Annotated in this window: 14 protein-coding genes; 6 read left to right on the top strand and 8 right to left on the bottom strand. The window is 72.9% G+C overall.

Annotated features, from left to right (window positions below; all coding sequences use genetic code 11):
* The 8 genes from VM685_RS17645 to VM685_RS17610 all read right to left on the bottom strand — a co-directional run bounded on the left by VM685_RS17645 (window position 1) and on the right by VM685_RS17610 (window position 8,736).
* Window positions 1–900: an amidohydrolase family protein gene (locus VM685_RS17645; RefSeq protein ID WP_325461493.1), complete on the bottom strand. Its 900-nt coding sequence runs from the start codon at window positions 898–900 to the stop codon at window positions 1–3.
* The gene (locus VM685_RS17640; protein ID WP_325461492.1) at window positions 897–1,919 is read right to left on the bottom strand and encodes an amidohydrolase family protein; all 1,023 of its coding nucleotides are present in this window, start codon (window positions 1,917–1,919) and stop codon (window positions 897–899) included. The genes VM685_RS17645 and VM685_RS17640 overlap by 4 nt, the downstream gene beginning before the upstream one ends.
* Window positions 1,916–2,785 carry an NAD(P)-dependent oxidoreductase gene (locus tag VM685_RS17635; RefSeq protein WP_325461491.1) on the bottom strand — a complete coding sequence of 290 codons (870 nt, stop codon included), beginning with the start codon at window positions 2,783–2,785 and terminating at the stop codon, window positions 1,916–1,918. Before VM685_RS17635 ends, VM685_RS17640 begins: the two co-directional genes overlap by 4 nt.
* Window positions 2,782–3,870 (bottom strand): 4-oxalomesaconate tautomerase, encoded by a 1,089-nt coding sequence (locus tag VM685_RS17630; RefSeq protein WP_325461490.1) that lies wholly within the window; start codon window positions 3,868–3,870, stop codon window positions 2,782–2,784. Before VM685_RS17630 ends, VM685_RS17635 begins: the two co-directional genes overlap by 4 nt.
* 4 nt (window positions 3,871–3,874) lie before the next feature.
* Entirely contained in the window at window positions 3,875–4,564 is a 690-nt protein-coding gene (locus tag VM685_RS17625; RefSeq protein ID WP_325461489.1) for a 4-carboxy-4-hydroxy-2-oxoadipate aldolase/oxaloacetate decarboxylase, read from the bottom strand.
* Window positions 4,564–5,505: a Gfo/Idh/MocA family oxidoreductase gene (locus tag VM685_RS17620; protein WP_325461488.1), complete on the bottom strand. Its 942-nt coding sequence runs from the start codon at window positions 5,503–5,505 to the stop codon at window positions 4,564–4,566. The genes VM685_RS17625 and VM685_RS17620 overlap by 1 nt, the downstream gene beginning before the upstream one ends.
* A gap of 152 nt (window positions 5,506–5,657) precedes the next feature.
* Window positions 5,658–6,143: an RcnB family protein gene (locus VM685_RS17615; protein ID WP_325461487.1), complete on the bottom strand. Its 486-nt coding sequence runs from the start codon at window positions 6,141–6,143 to the stop codon at window positions 5,658–5,660.
* A 97-nt stretch (window positions 6,144–6,240) separates the two neighbouring features.
* Complete coding sequence (locus VM685_RS17610) at window positions 6,241–8,736, bottom strand: TonB-dependent receptor (RefSeq protein ID WP_325461486.1); 2,496 nt, start codon at window positions 8,734–8,736, stop codon at window positions 6,241–6,243.
* A gap of 187 nt (window positions 8,737–8,923) precedes the next feature.
* Between VM685_RS17610 and VM685_RS17605 the strand changes: the two genes are divergently transcribed.
* The 6 genes from VM685_RS17605 (at window position 8,924) to VM685_RS17580 (ending at window position 17,495) form a co-directional block, all read left to right on the top strand.
* Window positions 8,924–10,483 (top strand): AlkA N-terminal domain-containing protein, encoded by a 1,560-nt coding sequence (locus VM685_RS17605; RefSeq protein WP_325461485.1) that lies wholly within the window; start codon window positions 8,924–8,926, stop codon window positions 10,481–10,483.
* Window positions 10,464–10,997 carry a methylated-DNA--[protein]-cysteine S-methyltransferase gene (locus VM685_RS17600; RefSeq protein ID WP_325461484.1) on the top strand — a complete coding sequence of 178 codons (534 nt, stop codon included), beginning with the start codon at window positions 10,464–10,466 and terminating at the stop codon, window positions 10,995–10,997. Before VM685_RS17605 ends, VM685_RS17600 begins: the two co-directional genes overlap by 20 nt.
* Window positions 10,998–11,130: 133 nt before the next feature.
* Window positions 11,131–11,355: a hypothetical protein gene (locus tag VM685_RS17595; protein ID WP_325461483.1), complete on the top strand. Its 225-nt coding sequence runs from the start codon at window positions 11,131–11,133 to the stop codon at window positions 11,353–11,355.
* A 150-nt stretch (window positions 11,356–11,505) separates the two neighbouring features.
* On the top strand, window positions 11,506–14,541 hold the full coding sequence (locus tag VM685_RS17590) for a polar localization protein TipN (protein ID WP_325461482.1): 3,036 nt from the start codon (window positions 11,506–11,508) through the stop codon (window positions 14,539–14,541).
* On the top strand, window positions 14,538–15,518 hold the full coding sequence (gene dgcA / locus VM685_RS17585) for an N-acetyl-D-Glu racemase DgcA (RefSeq protein WP_325462037.1): 981 nt from the start codon (window positions 14,538–14,540) through the stop codon (window positions 15,516–15,518). The genes VM685_RS17590 and dgcA overlap by 4 nt, the downstream gene beginning before the upstream one ends.
* Window positions 15,519–15,695: 177 nt before the next feature.
* Complete coding sequence (locus VM685_RS17580; RefSeq protein WP_325461481.1) at window positions 15,696–17,495, top strand: CIA30 family protein; 1,800 nt, start codon at window positions 15,696–15,698, stop codon at window positions 17,493–17,495.
* Window positions 17,496–17,520 lie beyond the last annotated feature (25 nt).

The raw sequence follows: 17,520 nt of genomic DNA, 5'->3' as shown, positions 1-17,520 counted from the left end.
TCAGTCGGCCCAGTAGAGGCGCATGGGATTGTCCACCAGGAGCTTGCGCCGGAGCTCTTCGGTGAGCGCGAACCTGGGGATCTGGTCCACCAGGACCCCGTCGTCGACCATGTGGCCCTTGAGGTTCGGGTGCGGCCAGTCGGTGCCCCAGAGCACACGGTCGGGGAAGGTCTCGACGATCTCACGCTGGAACGGGACCACGTCGCCGTAGGGCGGGCCCGCGAGGCTCAGCCGCTCGGGACAGGAGACCTTCGACCAGACGTCCTCGTCCTCCGTCATCCAGTCCACGAAGGCGCGCCACTGCGGGTGGTCGGTCCCGAGCCGGACATCGGGCCGGCCCATGTGGTCGACCACGACCTTCGTGGGCAGGGAGGAGAACAGCGGCTTCAGCTCCGCCAGGTCCGGGGCCTCGAAATAGACCACCACGTGCCAGTCGAAGGGGGCCACCTTGTCGGCGATGCGGCGCAGCACCTCGTGCGGGGTGAAGTCGGCCAGCCGGCGCAGGAAGTTGAACCGCACGCCGCGAATGCCGGCCTCGTGCAACTCGGCGAGCTCCGCCTCGGTGATCTCCTCGCCAACGGTGGCGACGCCGCGCGCCAGGCCGTTCGCCGCCTTCACGGCGTCCACGGTCGCGCGGTTGTCCTTCCCGTGGCAGGTGGCCTGGACGATCACGTTGCGCGAGAAGCCCAGGTGGTCGCGGAGCGCGAAGAGCTGGGCCTTGGACGCGTCGCAGGGGGTGTACTTCCGCTCGGGGGCGAAGGGGAATTCGGCGGCGGGCCCGAACACGTGGCAGTGGGCGTCCACCGCGCCGGGCGGCGGGACATAGGCGGGCGTCTTCGGGCTCTGATGCCAGACCAGCCAGTCCGGATCCATCACCTGGGGCCTGTCGGCGACGCTCATCGGCCCTGGGCCTTCAGGATGGCGTCCAGCCGCGGGTAGACGCGCCGGGCATTGCCCTCGAACACCTTGTGCTTGTCCGCCTCCGGGATCGACAGGGCGTCGATGTAGCGCTTGGTGTCGTCGAAGAAGTGGCCGGTCTCCGGATCGATGCCGCGCACCGCGCCGACCATCTCCGAGCCGAACAGGATGTTGTCGATGTCGATCACCCGGAACAGCAGGTCGATGCCCGGCTGGTGGTAGACGCAGGTGTCGAAGAACACGTTCCTCATCACGTGCTCGCGCAGCGGCGGCCGCTTCAGCATGTCGGCCAGGCCCCGGTAGCGGCCCCAGTGGTAGGGCACGGCGCCGCCGCCGTGGGGAATGATGAAGCGCAGCGTCGGGAAGTCCTTGAAGAGGTCGCCCTCCAGGAACTGCATGAAGGCGGTCGTGTCGGCGTTGATGTAGTGGGCGCCGGTGGCGTGGAAGTTGGCGTTGCAGGATCCCGAGACGTGGACCATGGCCGGCACGTCCAGCTCGACCATCTTCTCGAAGAATGGATACCAGGCGCGGTCGGTGAGCGGCTGGCTCGTCCAGTGGCCGCCGGAGGGGTCCGGATTGAGGTTGCAGCCCACGAAGCCCAGCTCGGTGACGCAGCGCTCCAGCTCGGCGATGGAGTTGGCGATCGGCGCGCCCGGCGACTGCGGCAGCTGGCAGACGCCCACGAAGGTCTCGGGGAAGAGGTCGACCACCCGCTTGATCAGGTCGTTGCAGCGCCGGGTCCAGGCCTGGCTGACCGCCTCGTCGCCGATGTGATGGGCCATGGTGGAGGCGCGCGGCGAGAAGATGGTCATGTCCGCGCCGCGCTCGCGGATCAGGCGCAGCTGGTTCTTCTCGATGGTCTCGCGGATCTCGTCGTCGGAGATCTCCGGATAGGCGGGGTCGATGTCGCCGCCCCCCTTGAAGGCGGCCTTCTGGGCGTCGCGCCAGGCGTCGTGCGGCGCGGGCGCGGTCGTGTAGTGGCCGTGGCAGTCGATGATCACGGGGCGAGGTCCCTGTTGATGGCGTCGAGCATGGCGGCGAGGTCGCCGGAGAGCGCGCCCCGGTGGTGCGCGGCCCAGTCCTGCCGCTCCGCGATCGCCTCGCTCATGGTGGGGGGCAGCCCGGCCTCGGCCACCGTGCGGGCGGCCTCGCGCATCTCCTCGGCGCGGCGGGCCCCGTGCTCCAGCGAGCGCGAGATCATGTACTGCGCCGTGCGGTTCCAGTCGGGCAGCGGCAGCAGGTCGGAGAGCGAGTCCAGCACCACCTGCTCCACCCCGTAGTGGCGGGCGGCCAGGAGGGACTCTGTGAGCAGGGCCTCGACGCCCTTGATCATCACCGAGCGGCAGAGCTTGGTCGCCGCCGCCTGGCCGATCACCTCCGAATAGGCCGTGGCGCCGGCGAGGCCGAGACCGTCGGCGGCCTGCAGGAAGGCGCGGGCGTGCGGACCGCCCAGCAGCATGGGCGAGGCGATCCGCTTCGGCGGGAACGGGCTCATCACCGCGGCCTCGACGTAGCGGCCGCCGGCGGCGTGGATGGCGTCGGCCGAGGCGGTCTTCTGGCCCGGCGAGCAGGAGTTCAGGTCGAGGAAGAAGGCGCCGGGTTCCAGGCCGGGGCCGACGCTGCGGGCCGCCTCCAGGTCCTGCGCGGCGGTCACCGCGCTGATCACCAGCCGGGCGCCGCGGGCCGCGTCGGCGGCGTCCCGACCCTGGCGGACCGGCTGCCGCGCCAGCGCCTGGCTGGGCGCGGAGGCCGTATCGGCGAAGGCGACGTCCCAGACGGCGAGCTCGGCCTTGCCGGCGAGGTCCTCGGCCAGGATCTGGCCCACCTCGCCGAAGCCGATCAGGGCGATGCGGGAAAGGCCGCTCACCGCGAGCCGTCCCAGACGGCGCGGGGCACATAAACCTCGCCGCGCATCAGCCGCCGCGCGGTGCGCAGAAGGGCGGCGCGGCGAACCTTGAGGGCGCCTTCCTCCATCGCCGCCTCCATGGCGACGGTGAAGAAGCCCGTCGGGTGCTCCACGTCGATCGAGCCGGGGTCGGTGACCTGCGCCACGCCCTCGGCCACCGAGCCCGGCAGGACGCAGGCCGTGGCGACGCTCACCGCCCCGAACACGCCGATCGCCTCGTGAACCCGGTGCGGGATGAAGTTGCGGGTCGAGACCGCGCCGCCGTTCCGCGGGGGCGCGATCAGGCACATCTTCGGCACGGTCTTCTTCGCCACGTCGCCGAGGTTCATCATCGGGCCGACCTGCAGGCGGATCGCCTCGACCCGGGCCTTGAGGGCGGTGTCGGCCTCCAGCTCTTCCGGCGTCTCGTAGCCGCTCTTCCCGAAGTCCGCGGCGCGCATGACCACGACCGGCATGCCGTTGTCGATGGCGGTGAGCTCGATCCCGTCGACGATGTCGCGGGCGTTCCCGGTGGGGAGCAGGGCGCCGCAGGACGAGCCGGCGACATCCAGGAAGTCGATGGGAATGGGCGCCGCCGTCCCCGGAACACCGTCGATGCGCGCCTCGCCGTCGTAGCGCACCCCGCCGCCGGGGGTCTGGATCGCGGCGGCGGCCAGGCTCTTGGTGTTGAGCATGTTGATCCGCACGGTGGTGACGCCGTCCTCAGCCGCGACCAGGCCCTCCTCGATGGCGAACGGGCCGACCCCGGCCAGCAGGTTGCCGCAGTTCTGGCCGGCGTCGATGCGCGGCTCGTCCACCACGGCCTGGAGGAACAGGTAGTCCACGTCGGCGTCGGGATGGGTGGAAGGGCCGACCACGGCGATCTTGCTGGTCAGCGGATGGGCCCCGCCCAGGCCGTCGATCTGCCGCGGGTCGGGAGAGCCCATGGCGGCCAGCAGCACGGCGTCGCGGGTGGCGACGTCCGCCGGCAGGTCCTGGCTGCGGAAGTAGAGGCCCTTGGAGGTGCCGCCGCGCATGACCGTGCAGGGGATCGCCGTCTGGGTCATGGGTTCAGCCTTCCGGCGCCTCGTCGACGTAGCGCAGGCCCTTCTCGGCGAGGCGCTCGCGCATGCCGTAGATGTCCAGGCCGAGCTCGCCGGCCTCGAAGCGGGCGCGCTTGTCGCCCTCGTTGGCCTCGCGCTTGCGGGCCGCCTCGGCGACGGCTTCCGCCTCGCCGCGGCGCACCACGCAGACGCCGTCGTCGTCGGCCACGATCACGTCGCCGGGGTTGATGAGCGCGCCGGCGCAGACCAGCGGCAGGTTCACGTCGCCCAGGGTCTCCTTGACCGTGCCCTGGGCGAAGATCGCCTTCGACCAGACCGGGAAGCCCATCTCGGTCAGCACCGCCACGTCGCGGACGCCCGCGTCGATGATCAGGCCGCGCACGCCGCGCGCCTTCAGGGACGTGGCCAGGAGGTCGCCGAAATAGCCGTCCTCGCAGGGCGAGGTGGGCGCGACCACCAGCACGTCGCCGGCCCGGCACTGCTCCACCGCCACGTGGATCATCCAGTTGTCGCCGGGCGCGACCGAGCAGGTGACCGCCGACCCGGCGATCGCCGCGGGCCGATAGATGGGCCGCATGTAGCTGGCCAGCAGTCCCTTGCGCCCCTGCGCCTCGTGCACCGTGGCGACGCCGTAGCCGGCCAGGGCGTCGACCACGGCGGGCTCGGCGCGGCGGATGTTGCGGACGACGAGGGCCATCAGAGGAGGCTCTTCTCGATGACGTCGAGGGTGCGGTAGGCGGGCAGCACCTGGGCCACCGAGCCGTTGGGCTCGCGGCCTTCGCGGATGGCGGCGAAGAACTCCCGGTCCTGCAGCTCGATGCCGTTCATGGACACGTCCACCCTGGAGACGTCGATCGGCTGTTCCTTGCCGTCGACCAGGTCGTCGTAGCGGGCGATGTAGGTGCCGTTGTCGCAGATGTAGCGGAAGAAGGTGCCGAGCGGCCCGTCGTTGTTGAACGAGAGGCTGAGGGTGCAGATGGCCCCGGAGGCGACCTTCATCTGGATCGACATGTCCATGGCGATGCCGAGCTCCGGATGCATCGGCCCCTGGACCCCGCGGGCGACGCTGACCGGCTCGCCGGTCTGGTAGCTGAACAGGTCCACGGTGTGGGCCGCGTGGTGCCACAGGAGGTGGTCGGTCCAGGACCGCGGTTGGCCCAGCGCGTTCAGGTTCTTGCGGCGGAAGAAGTAGGTCTGCACGTCCATCTGCTGGACCTTCAGCTCGCCGGCCCGGATGCGCCTGTGGACCCACTGGTGGGACGGGTTGAACCGGCGGGTGTGCCCGGCCATGGCCACGAGGCCCGAGCGCTTCGCCACCTCGGCCAGCCGCTCGGCGTCGGCCAGGTTGTCGGCCATCGGGATCTCCACCTGCACATGCTTGCCGGCCTCCAGGCACTGGATGGCCTGGGCGGCGTGCATCTGGGTGGGGGTGGCCAGGATCGCGGCCTCCACGCCGGGCTGGGCGAGCGCCTCGGCGAGATCGGTGGTCCAGTGCGGGATCGAGAACCGCTCGGCGACCTCGCGGGTGGAGTCCGGGCTGCCGCCGGCGAGGCTCACGACCTCGAGGCCCTCGATCTTCTGCATCGCCTCGAGGTGCTTGATCCCGAAGGCCCCTTGCCCGGCCATGACGACTTTCACGGTCGCGTCTCCCTAGGTGTCGCCGGTCTCCGCCGGCTTCCGAGATCGACATACTACGCAGAGCCGGCCCGGTAAGCGAAAGGGACCGCGGCGGGGAGGTCGCCGCGGTCCCGAAGAGTTGGCCCGCTTGAGCGGAAGGAGGGGCCTCGCTGCTACCAGCGGCGATCGTAGCGGTCGTAGCGATCGTAGCGGTAGTCGCGGTGGTCGTTGTCGTTCAGGGCGTCGGCGATGATCAGGCCGATGATGCCCGTGGCGATGGCCGCCATGACGATGTCGCCGTTGTCCGAGCGGTAGTAGCGGTAGCCCGGACGCGGCGGCGGCAGCCGGTAGCGGTGGTAGTCGCTGATGTAGTACCCGCGGTTGTTGTAGTACGGGTAGCGCTGGCCGGTGCGCCAGCGGTTCGAGCGATGGCCATAGGCGTGGCCGCGGCGGTTGTCGTAGCGGTCGTACTGGTCGGGGCGGCCGTCACGGTCGCGGTCGCGGTTCCATTCGCGGCGGTCGGGGCGCCCGTCGCGATCGGAGTCGCGCTCGTAGCGGCCGTAGCCGTCATAGCCGCCATATCCGTAGGGCTGGGCGGAGGCCGCGGCGCCGGCGAAGGTCATGGCGGCGGCGGCGGCGATCAACAGGGCTTTCTTCATGGCGGTCTCCTCAGTTGAAGGGAGCTTCGCACAGCCTCGCTGAACGGACCTGGGCCGGGTCGTTCACCTGGGCTTCAGGTCCCTGAACGGCCAGGCCTCAGAAGAACAGCTTCCGCACGCTGAGCCGGACCGTCCGGCCGAGCGGGTCGATCAGGTCCGGCTGGTAGCTCACCGGCGTCACCCCGGCGGCGTCGCGGACCTCCAGCCGCTCGTCGAACAGGTTGTCGACCGACAGCGTCGCCCGCGTCCCGCGCAGCCAGCGCTTGCCCCTGGCCCAGGGCTGCTGGCCCAGGTCGGCGAACAGCCGCACGTTGACGGTGGTGAGGTCGGAGAACTCCAGGTCCCGGCCGCCGAAGCGCGCGCCGTTCACCTCGGTGCCGCTCTGCCAGCGGGCGGTGACCCGCGCGCCGAGGCCGTTCTTGGAATAGCCCGCCTGGGCTTCCACCTCGTGCCGCGGCTGGCCGCCGCCGGAACCGACCGCCGAGCCGTCGAGCAGGTCGAGCACCGGCACGCCCGGCCGGATGAAGATCTCCTCCTGCAGGCGGACCGTGTGGAAGACGGCGAGCTGCAGGGCGCCGGCGCCGCGTCCGCCGAAGCCGCCGCCGCGGAAGCCCCCGCCGCCTCCGCCGGGCCCCCGGCGGGGTCCGTCGCCTCCGGCGCGCGGGCCGGCGCCCTCGGGCGGCGGGCCGCCGGCGGGAGCCTGGGCGCCTTCGCCCTGGGCGGCGCGCTGGCGCGGGAACCCGCCGGGTGGGCGCGTGGGCCCGAGCGGCTTGGAGTAGTGGAAGCCCCAGCGGACCTCCTCGCGGTCCTGCCGCTCGAAGTTCACCGGCCGGCTGTCGATCCGTTCAAGCTGTCCGGCCACGCGGCGGAAACGGCCAGGGAACGCCCGCTCGATCTCCGCCGTCGCCGTCGGGAATGACGCGATCACGTCGTTGATGCGGGTGCGCACATAGTCGGCGCGGAAGGTGAGGTCGTGGTCGTCCAGCGGCTTCCAGTTGACCCCCAGCTTCACGACGCGCCGGTTGTCGGCCAGCAGGAACGGGTTGCCCCCCTCGACGCGGGTGACCTCGACCGTCTGGCCCGTGAGGTAGTCGAAGACGCGCACGTTCTCGGTCTCGATCTCCGGGTCGCCGAGCTGCTGCATGGTCGGCGCGCCGTCCTCCTCTGTGATCGACGCGATGACCCGGAAGTCCTCGAACGGCGACCAGTTCAGGCCCGCGCCCACGGTGGTGAGCGTGCCGAAGTCGGAGAGCTCCTCGACGGCGGCGTTGAGGTTGGCCGACAGGTTGCCGAGCGCGCCGAGGAACTCGCCACGGCGGGTGAGGGGGATGTCGAGGTTGGCCTGGGCGCGGGCGATGTCGCGCGACAGGTCCGCGTCCCGAAGCTCGCCGCGGCGGACGGATTCGCTTTCGAGCTGGCGGGTTTCCAGGCCGACGGTGAAGGCGGTGGTCACCTGGCCGGCGGGCAGCTCGAACAGGGAGCCGTTCACCAGCGCCTCGGCGTCGGCGGAGGTGACGACGGAGCGGGCCTGGTCGGGCGCGCGGTAGGCGAAGGTGTCCGGGTCGATCTCCCGCTCGGTGACCGTCTGGCTCTCGCTGCGGTCGGCGTTGGCGGTCAGCGACCAGCGCCAGCCGGAGACCGCACCGTTGGCCGCGGCGCCGAGGTGGGCGCTCCAGGTGTCGCCCTGGCGGGTCAGTACGTCGAGGCCGAACGGATTGGCGGGCGGCAGGACGAGGCCGCCGGCGGCGAGGCCCAGCCGGCCTTCGCTCTCGGTCATCTCGAGCCGGCCGTTCAGCGTGCCGGAGACACCCTCGGCGAGGGGCCGCGTCAGGACCGCGTTCAGCGAGGCCTGGTTGGACTCGCCGAGCAGGGTGCGGAATGGCGCCTCGTCGGGGGCGCCGGGCACGAGGTCGTCGGCCGGGCGGATGTTCCGCTCGCTCTCCAGCAGCGGGGTCGAGCGGGCGGCTTTCAGGTCCACCTGCAGGCGGGTGTCGCGCTGGATGCGCAGGGCGTTGACGTTGGCGTCGAAGCTCTCGCGGCCCCCCTCCGTCGCGACGCGGACGCCAGCCTCGGTGGTCAGCGCGCGGAAGCGGGGGCGCAGGACGAAGTTCACGACCCGCTGGTCGGCCCGGTAGCCGTACTTCAGCGCGACCTCCTCGGGCAGGATGTCGACCCGGAGGATCGCTTCCGGCGGCAGGTCGCGGATCTCGGCGAAGGAGGAGATGCGCTGGCCGTTGACGAGGGTGATCGGCCGGCCGCCGCCGCGGCCCCGGGCGCTTCCGGTCTGGGGCGCGAGGGCGTCGAGCAGTTCCGCGACGGAGCTGACGCCGAGCGCGCGGATCTCCCGCGGCCCGAGCTGGATCTCGGGCGGGATGTCGCCGACGACGGCGCCGCGCTGTTCGCGCGTCTCGGCGACGACGACGAGCTCCTCGACGACGGCGTCGACGTCCTCGTCGGCGTAGGGCGCGGCCGGCGGGGCGGCGGGAGCGGTCGCCTGGGCGAGGGCCGGGCCGGCGAAAGCGACGGCGGCGGCGCAGCTCATCAGCGACAGCCGGAGGCGCGCGCCCGCGCCGGGCGTCTTCTGCTCGATCACTCTCTCTACTCTCCTCGGTGACTTGGGCGCCGGCGCCGCGGCATTCCCTCGGCCGCTGAAACTCGCGAGCATCGGAAGGGATCACGCGCGCTTCGCCCTGGTGTGTCGGCTACGTATCCATGCGTTGCAGAAATGCGCCGGACCCGTGGCGCTTCACCGTCCGAAAACCGCCAGCGCCCGCCCATGAGTGTCCGAAAACCGCGAGACTTGCCGCGGCGAGGCGCGCATCTTCGCCGTCATGGACATGGATTTCGCAGCCTGCCGACGCGCCTTCCTGACCCGGGACCCCCGGTTCGACGGCCGCATCTTCGCGGGCGTGAAGACGACCGGCATCTACTGCCGCCCGATCTGCCCGGCCAGGACGCCGAAGGCGGAGAACATGACCTTCTTCCCGACCGCCGCGGCGGCCCAGGAGGCGGGCTTCCGCCCCTGCCTCCGCTGCCGGCCGGAATCCTCGCCGGACCTCGGCGCCTGGCGCGGGACCTCCAACACGGTGAGCCGTGCGCTCGCCCTGATCGAGGCGGGGGCCATGGACGCCGGCGACGTGGAGGCGCTCGCCGACCGGCTCGGCGTCGGCGACCGGCAGCTGCGGCGGCTGTTCAAGCAGCACCTCGGCGCCTCGCCGGTGGCGGTCGCCCAGACCCGCCGCGTCCTGCTCGCCAAGCAGCTGATCCACGAGACCCAGCTGCCGATGAGCGAGGTCGCCCTGGCTTCGGGGTTCGGTAGCGTGCGGCGGTTCAACGAGACGTTCCAGCAGCTGTTCGGCCGCCCGCCGGGCGTCCTGCGCCGGAGCCAGGCGCCGGAGGCGAGCGCCGCGGCCGGCGGCATCACGGTCCGGCTGCCCTATCGCGCGCCCTACGATTGGGACGGGATCATCGGCTTCCTGAGCGCGCGGGCGATCCCCGGCGTGGAGGCGGTGGAGCCGCGGCGCTACGCCCGGACCCTCGCCGTGGACGGCGCGCGCGGCGTGGTCGTCGTGACCCCCGGCGCCGGCGACTACCTCGTGGCGGAGATCAGGTTCCCGAGAGTGCAGGCCCTGCCGGCGGTGATCGCCCGCGTGCGCCGGGTCTTCGACCTCGCCGCCGACCCGGCCCTGATCGGCGCCCACCTCAGCCAGGACCCGGCGCTCGCGCCGCTCGTCGCCGCGCGGCCCGGCCTGCGCGCGCCCGGTGCCTGGGACGGCTTCGAGCTCGCGGTGCGGGCGATCCTCGGCCAGCAGATCACCGTCACCGCCGCCCGCAGCCTCGCCGCGAAACTCGTGGACGCCTACGGCGAGCGGATCGAGGATCCAGCCGCCCTCGCGCTCGGCCTCTCCTGCGTCTTCCCGACGCCGGACCGGCTCGTCGGCCAGGATATCGCCGCGCTCGGCATGCCCCGGGCCCGCGGCGCGGCGCTCGAGGCGCTCGCCCGGACTGTCGCCGACGACCCCACCATTTTCACGCCCCGGGCCGACTTGGAGAGCGCGATCGCCGCGCTCTCGGCCCTGCCGGGGGTGGGGGAGTGGACGGCGCAGTACATCGCGCTTCGGGAGCTCCGCGAGCCCGACGCCTTCCCGCACGCCGACATCGCCCTGATGCGGGCGCTCACCGACGACGAGGGGCGGCGGCCGACCGCGCAGGAGCTGCTCGCCCGATCCCAGGCGTGGCGGCCCTGGCGGGCCTACGCCGCCCAACACCTGTGGGCCGCCGACGCGGTCCAGCCGCAGCAGATCAAGAGGACGAAGACCGATGCGAAACGCGCAGCCTGAGACGCTCACCCTGGACCGCCTGCAAACGCCGGTGGGAACCGCGCTCCTGGTCACCGACGAGGACGGGGTGCTGCGCGCCTTCAACTGGACGGACTACGAGCCGAAGATGCTGGCCTGGATCGCCCGCCACTATCCGAAGGCCCGGCTCGGAGAGGGCCGCTCGCCTGTCCGGCCGGCGTTCGAGGCTTATTTCGCCGGCGACGCCCGCGCGCTCGACCGCACGCCGTGGAAGGCGTCGGGCACGGCGTTCCAGCTGAAGGTCTGGGAGGCGCTGTGCACCATCCCGGCCGGCGAGACCCTGAGCTACCGGGGCCTCGCCGAGCGGATCGGCCGGCCGAGCGCCGTGCGCGCCGTTGGCCTGGCGAACGGGGCGAACCCCGTGGCGGTGGTCGTGCCCTGCCATCGGGTGATCGGGACCAACGGCTCGCTGACCGGCTACGGCGGCGGCCTGCCGCGCAAGAAGTGGCTGCTGTCCCACGAGGGCGCGAGCTTCCGGGAACAGCTTGCCGCCTGAGGCCGCCGGGGCGGGCGCGCGTACCTGAACGCCGCTAACCTTTCGAATAATTCATGCGTCCGGTAGTCGCACACTGGTAACGCTTCCCGTATAACCAGGGTCGACGGAATCGCATCGTGGCGGGGAGGTACCGATGTCGACATTGACGGACATGGTCGCCGCCGTGGTGATGCATTCTTCCGCCGTCGCCTTCTCGCATTTCGGCGTCTCGGTGGAGCCGCTGCAGGTGGAGAAGCCCCAGGCGCCGGTGGAGCGGGTGATCGCCCGCACGCCCCGCAAGGCGGCCCGCGCCGCGAAGCTCTCGGACTGTCCCGAGACCCGCCGCCTGCAGCAGGGCGCGACCGTCGTCCGGGCCTGAAGACGTCCCGCGCAAGCCCTTGCGCGGCCGCGACAATCCATACCTGACCTGAGGTTTTCCACAGGCCGCTGTTTGCGTCCGCGCGGCCGGCGGGTAATCCTTCATGGCGGGCCCCGCGGGGCTTGCGTGAACGGAAGGGGACGGCCGCGCATGAAGATCCGGGGACGGCGGGCGCCGACGGATTTCGGAGCTTCCGGCGACGAGGCCAGGCTGGCGGCGAACGCCGAGCCTGCGCGCGAGGCCGTGACCGAGCCGCTCGTCGCGCCGGTGACCGAGGCCGTCCCGCCGCTCGAGCCGCCTCGCGCCGGCGCCGAGGTGACGGCGAGCGGAGCCCGCCCGCCCGCCCGGCGGCCACAGTCCCTCGGCGAGGGTCCTGCGCCGGCGGAGGTCCGCGCCCCGCCGGCCTGGCCGATCTATCTCACCGCGCTTGCGGTCTCCGTCCTGTGGGCCGTGGCCCCGATCGCTTTCGCGGTCGGCTACCGGAGCAACGTCGCGCCGCTGACCGACGACGTCTTCGCGCTCGCCGTCTTCGCCCTGCTCGCCATCGGCCCGGCCGCCTTCGTCTGGGGCGCGGCCTACATGATCCGCCAGGGGCAGAAGCTTTCCGCCGAGGCGAGGCGGGCCAAGGCGATGGCCGAGGACATGCTGGCCCCGGCGCTCAGCGCCGCGGCCCGCGCCGGCCACGTGGTGCAGGGCGTGCGTGACGAGATCGCCGCGGCGGGGCTCGCCGCCGACCAGGCCCGGGAGACCCTCCTGGCGCTGCGGCAGGCCATGGCCGAGGAGACCCTCAAGCTCACCGACGCCACGCGCACCTCGGTGCGCACGGCCCAGGACCTGGCCGGCGCGCTCGGCAAGGAGCGCACGGAGATCGGCGCCCTGGCCGAAAGCCTCGACGCCCGGGCGGCGCAGGTGGCCGACGTGATCGGCGAACACGCCCGCAGGGTGGTGGACGCGACCGACGCGGCCGGGGCGCGCCTGAAGAGCGCCGAGGCGGAGATCGCAGAGACGCTGGAGAGCCGCGCGGCGCAGATGGCCGACATCGTCGGCGAACAGGCCCGTCGCGTCGTCGAGGCCACCGACACCGCCGGGGCGCGGCTGAAGGCCGCCGAGGCGGAGATCGCCGAGACCCTGGAGAGCCGCACGGCCCGGATGAGCGAGACGATCGACGGCCAGGCGCGCCGCGTCCTGCAGGCGGCCGACGAGGCCGCGAACCGGCTGAAGACGACCGAGGCCGAGCTCGCCGAGACGCTCGACGCCCGCGCGGCCAAGGTCACGGAGGCGATCGGCAGCCAGGCCCGCATGGTCGCCGAGGCCGCCGACGTGGCCGAGACCCAGCTGCGCGAGGCCGAGGCCGTGCTCGCCGCCCGCGCCGCCGACCTGGCCGCCGCGGCCGGAGAGGTGGGCGACGCCGCGCGCACCGCCGGCGAGGACCTGACCCGCCACATCGCCCGGCTGGAGACCGCCGGCACGGGCGTCGCCGACCAGATCCGGGCCGTGGAGGGCGGGCTTTCCGACCATCGCGCGGCGCTGATCACCCTGTCCCAGGCGCTGCGTGCGGACCATCAGGGTTTCGCGGCTGAGGCTCAGACCCACGCCGAGACGCTGGCGGAGTTCATCAGCCAGGCCCGTCTGTCGGCCGCCGAGATGAGCGAGCGGGCGACCCGCGGCAGCGAGACGCTGAAGGCCCTGATGGCCGACGCGGCCGAGCAGTTCCGCGACCTCGCCGAGACGGCGCGCGCCGAGCGCGAGGAGTTCGGCCAGTCGACCCTGCAGTCGCTGGACGCCGTCTCCCAGGCCGCCGCCGAGCAGCGCGCCCAGCTGGAGGCCCAGACCCGCGCCGCCATCGACGCCCTGGCCAAGGCGGCCGAGGAGACCCGCGAGGCCGCCGCCAGCCACGCCGCCACCGCCCGCGAGCAGGTGGACCAGCTGTCCGAGGCCGCCTTCACGGCCGGCCAGAAGGCCAACCAGGTGTTCGAGGCCCGCCTCGCCGAGGCCCGCGCCCTCGTCGAGCAGTCGTCGCAGATGGTCGAGCAGGCCGGCGTCGCCACGGCGAAGAAGCTGGACGAGGGGGCCGCCGCCGCCCGCGCCACCCTTGCGGAGCTGGGCGCCATGCTGGGTGAACTCGAGGAACGCGCGCAACGCCTGCCCGCCGCCGCCCGCGGTCAGGCCGAGCAGGTCCGCGAGACCGTCGTCCAGGGCATGGACGAGCTGATGGAGGCCGCCCGCCGCACCGCCGAGGAGGCGCAGGCGATCGACGCGGCCTTCCAGGAGCGTGTCCGCCGCAACTTCGAGATGCTGAGCGAGGCCGTTCGCCTGATGGGCTCGGTGGCCGCGACCCCGCCCGCGCCGCTGACAGCCGCAGCGCCGGCCCGCCCCGCGACTCCGCCGCCGACCTTCTCCGCGTCCGCCGCCTTCACGCCGACCCCGCGGCCGGTCCGCGCCCGGACGCCGGAGCCCGCGCCGCCCGCGCCGGAGCCCGAGCCGCCGGCCATCGAGCCGGAGGTCGTCGAGGCCGCCGCCGAGGCGCCGCCGCTGGAGGCCGTGGAGCCCGAGGACTTGGTGCTGGACGAGATCGCCGAGCCGACGCCAAGGCCGGCAAAGGGCAAGGCCAAGGACGAGCCGGAGAAGGCGTCCGGCACGCCGCTCGCCGCGCGCCTCGGGCTGCGGCCGCGCCTGAAGCTCACGCCGACCGCCACCGACGAGGAGTTCAGCCAGGTGTTCGAATCGGCCGCCGGCCGGCCGGTCCCGGAGCCAAAGGCCGAAGGCGACGGCGAGGGCTGGACCTGGAAGGACCTGCTGTCCTCCATCGACGGCGGATCCGCGGAAGGCGAGGCGCTGGAGCAGACGCTGGGCGCGGAACTCGCGAAGATGGGCGTCGACCCGGAGAAGCTGTTGCCCAAGCCGCGCATCGACGAGATCGCCGCGGCCGTGCAGGTCGGCGACCTGGATGGGGCCCGGCAGGTGGTGAAGCGCCTGGCTCCGGCCGCCACCCGCCGCATCGTGCGGCGCCTGTTCACCGACGAGGCGCTGCGCGGCCAGGTGACCGGCTACATCCGCCGCTACCAGGGCCTGGTGGATGACGCCGTGGTGCGCGATCCGGAGGGCTTCCTGATGGCCGAGCTGCTCGGGGCCGAGGCGGGCCGGCTCTACCTGCTGCTGGACGCGGCCGTGGGGGACATGGCCTGAGGCGTCTTGCCGTCCGCGAGGAGCGCTGGCCGCTCCGCGAGGCCTTCGTCATCGCCCGCGGGGCCAAGACCGAGGCGCATGTGGTGGTCGCCGAGATCGCCGAGGGCCCCCACGTCGGCCGCGGCGAGGCGGTGCCCTACGCCCGCTACGGCGAGGAGATGGCCGGCGTGCTGGCGGAGATCGACTCCGCCCGCGCCGCGATCGACGCCGGCGCCGACCGCGCCGCCCTGCAGGACCTGCTGCCTGCAGGCGCCGCGCGCAACGCGCTGGACTGCGCCCTGTGGGACCTCGCCGCCAAGCAGGCCGGCGTGCGCGCCTGGGAGCTCGCCGGACGGCCGCGGCTGGATCCGGTGAAGACCTGCTACACCCTCAGCCTGGACGCGCCCGAGGCGATGGCCGAGGCGGCGCGGCGGCACGCCCGCCGGCCGATGCTGAAGCTGAAGATCGGCGGCGCCGACGACCTCGACCGGGTGGAGGCCGTCCGCGCGGCCGCGCCCCGCACGCGGCTGATCGTCGACGCCAACGAAGGCCTGAGCTTCGAGGACCTGACCCGGCTCGCACCGGAGCTGGCGCGGCTGGACGTGCAGCTCGTGGAGCAGCCCCTGCGGGTCGGCGAGGACGCCGTGCTGGAGGGCTGGGAGAGTCCCGTGCCGCTCTGCGCCGACGAGAGCCTGCACACCCGCGCCGAGCTCGCCGACTGCGCCCGCCGCTACGCCTGCGTGAACATCAAGCTCGACAAGGCCGGCGGCCTGACGGAGGCCCTTGCCACCGCTGTCGAGGCGCGTGCGCGCGGCCTGGAGGTGATGGTGGGCTGCATGGTCGCCACGTCGCTCGCCATGGCGCCGGCGATGATCGTCGCCCAGGGCGCGCGCTTCGTGGACCTGGACGGGCCGCTGCTGCTGGCCCGCGACCGCCAGCCGGGCCTGGCGATTACCGGCTCCATGATCGAGCCCCCGCCGGCCGCCCTCTGGGGCTGACGCCGCTCTGCGAACCTCGGTCGCCCGCCTGGAGGCGCCGCTGCCGGGATAACACCGTGTGGGGCGGAATTGTCGCAGTGGGGCAGGATTTGTCCCTCGGCGGCTTGCGGACATGCCTCCGCTGGAGTGAATGAACCCCGTCCGGACCGCGAGGGCCGGGGAGTCGGGGGATTTTCGATGTTGCGTTGGACGAAACTTGCGCGGGCCGCGGGCGTGATGGCGATGGGCGTCGTCCTGGGCTCGGCCGCGCAGGCCCAGTCCTCCGGCGAGGCCACGGCGATCATGGGCGCGACGGTGTTCGACGCCACCGGCGCGGCGCCCCGGATCGCCAACGTCGTGATCCGCAACGGCCGCATCGCCGCCGTGGGGCCGAAGGTCCGTGCGCCACGCGGCGCCAGGGTCATCGACGCCAAGGGGCTGGCGCTGCTGCCCGGCTTCTTCGACGTGCACACCCACTGGACGCCGGCCGGCGCGCCGGCCGTGACCCCGCAGATCGCCAACGCCTACATCGCCGCCGGCGTCACGACGGTGAACGACTTCCACCAGTCGCCGGAGAGCTGGGCCCCGCGCCGGCAATGGCTGTCGACGCTCTACGCCCCGCACGTGAACATGACCGCCCGCACCTCCACGCCGGGCGGCCACGGGGCGGACTGGGCCGACCAGAACACGACGAAGTGGGTGAACACGCCCGAGGCCGCCCGCCAAGCGATCCGCGAGCTGGTCCCCTACAAGCCCGACGTGATCAAGGCCTTCGCCGACGGCTGGCGCTACGGCACGGCGCCGGACAACACCAGCATGGACGTGGGCACGCTCGCCGCCCTGGTGGACGAGGCCCACAAGAACAACCTCAAGGTCGGCACCCACACGGTGACGGTGGACCGTGGCGCGGTGGCCGCCCGCGCCAAGGTCGACTTCATCGCCCACAGCCTGCAGGACCGCGAGATCGACGCCGAAACCGTGGCGCTCATCAAGCAGGCCGGCACGGTCTACGCCCCGACGCTCGCCGTCTACGAGCCGGTGAAGCCAGGCCAGAAGCCGCCGGAGAACCCGCAGGAGCCGCGCTTCCAGCAGTCGGTGCGCAAGTTCGGCTACGCGCTGAAGAACGTGAAGGCGCTCTCCGACGCCGGCGTGCCGATCGCGCTCGGCACCGACGCGGGCATGCCCAACACGCCGCACGGCGTCTCCACGCTGCGGGAGATGGAGCTGCTGGTGCAGGCGGGCCTGACGCCGGCCCAGGCGTTGATGGCCGGGACGGCGAACAGCGCCCTGGTGCTGGGGCTGATCGAAGACCGAGGCACCGTCGAGGCCGGCAAGCGGGCTGACCTGGTGCTGGTCGCCGGCCGCCCTTGGGCCGAGATCTCCGATGTGCGCAAGACGGTGCGGGTCTTCATCGACGGCCGGGCCGTGCACGGTCCCGGCGTGACCCTGCCGAAGGCCAATTCCGAGGCCGCCATGCCGGTGGTCCGGGTGAAGGCGCTCGTGGACGACTTCGAACGCGCCGACGGCCGCACCAACCTCGACACCCTGCGCACCGACGACATGGACGGCGGCATCGACCGCACCGTGCAGGTCAGCCAGGTGATCGACCGCGCGGGCGGCGGCAAGGCGCTGGCGCTCGCGGCCCGCATGGCCGTGGAGCCCGATCCGCAGGCCGCCGTGATCCTGCCGCTGACGCGCGGCTCGGTGCAGCCGGCCGACGTCACGGCCTTCCGCGGCGTGCGCATGGAGCTGCGCGGCGACGGCGGCCCGTACAAGGTCATGCTCAACACGCTGAACGGCCGCTGGGCCGCGGAGGTGAAGGCCGGTCCCGCCTGGACGACGGTCGAAGTCCCGTTCAGCGCGCTCGCCCGGATGGCGGGCCGGGGCGCAGGGGCGGGCCCGTGGACCGGTACTGACGTGGTCGAGGTCGAGGTCGGCGGCTCGCGCGATGGCGGCCGCAGGCTGTGGCTCGAGCTGGACAACGTGACTTTCTACTAGCGGTCAGGGAGCCGCACATCCTGAG

It is taken from the genome of Phenylobacterium sp. (assembly GCF_035539035.1).
Classification (GTDB): domain Bacteria; phylum Pseudomonadota; class Alphaproteobacteria; order Caulobacterales; family Caulobacteraceae; genus Phenylobacterium.
This window is presented reverse-complemented; position numbering and strand designations above follow the sequence as displayed.

Bases quoted from the DNA above. Each gene is read 5' to 3' on its own strand.
- VM685_RS17645 (WP_325461493.1), bottom strand. From the start codon at position 900: ATGAGCGTCGCCGACAGGCCCCAGGTGATGGATCCGGACTGGCTGGTC.
- VM685_RS17630 (WP_325461490.1), bottom strand. From the start codon at position 3,870: ATGACCCAGACGGCGATCCCCTGCACGGTCATGCGCGGCGGCACCTCC.
- VM685_RS17625 (WP_325461489.1), bottom strand. From the start codon at position 4,564: ATGGCCCTCGTCGTCCGCAACATCCGCCGCGCCGAGCCCGCCGTGGTC.
- VM685_RS17615 (WP_325461487.1), bottom strand. From the start codon at position 6,143: ATGAAGAAAGCCCTGTTGATCGCCGCCGCCGCCGCCATGACCTTCGCC.
- VM685_RS17600 (WP_325461484.1), top strand. From the start codon at position 10,464: ATGCGAAACGCGCAGCCTGAGACGCTCACCCTGGACCGCCTGCAAACG.
- VM685_RS17595 (WP_325461483.1), top strand. From the start codon at position 11,131: ATGTCGACATTGACGGACATGGTCGCCGCCGTGGTGATGCATTCTTCC.
- VM685_RS17590 (WP_325461482.1), top strand. From the start codon at position 11,506: ATGAAGATCCGGGGACGGCGGGCGCCGACGGATTTCGGAGCTTCCGGC.
- VM685_RS17580 (WP_325461481.1), top strand. From the start codon at position 15,696: ATGTTGCGTTGGACGAAACTTGCGCGGGCCGCGGGCGTGATGGCGATG.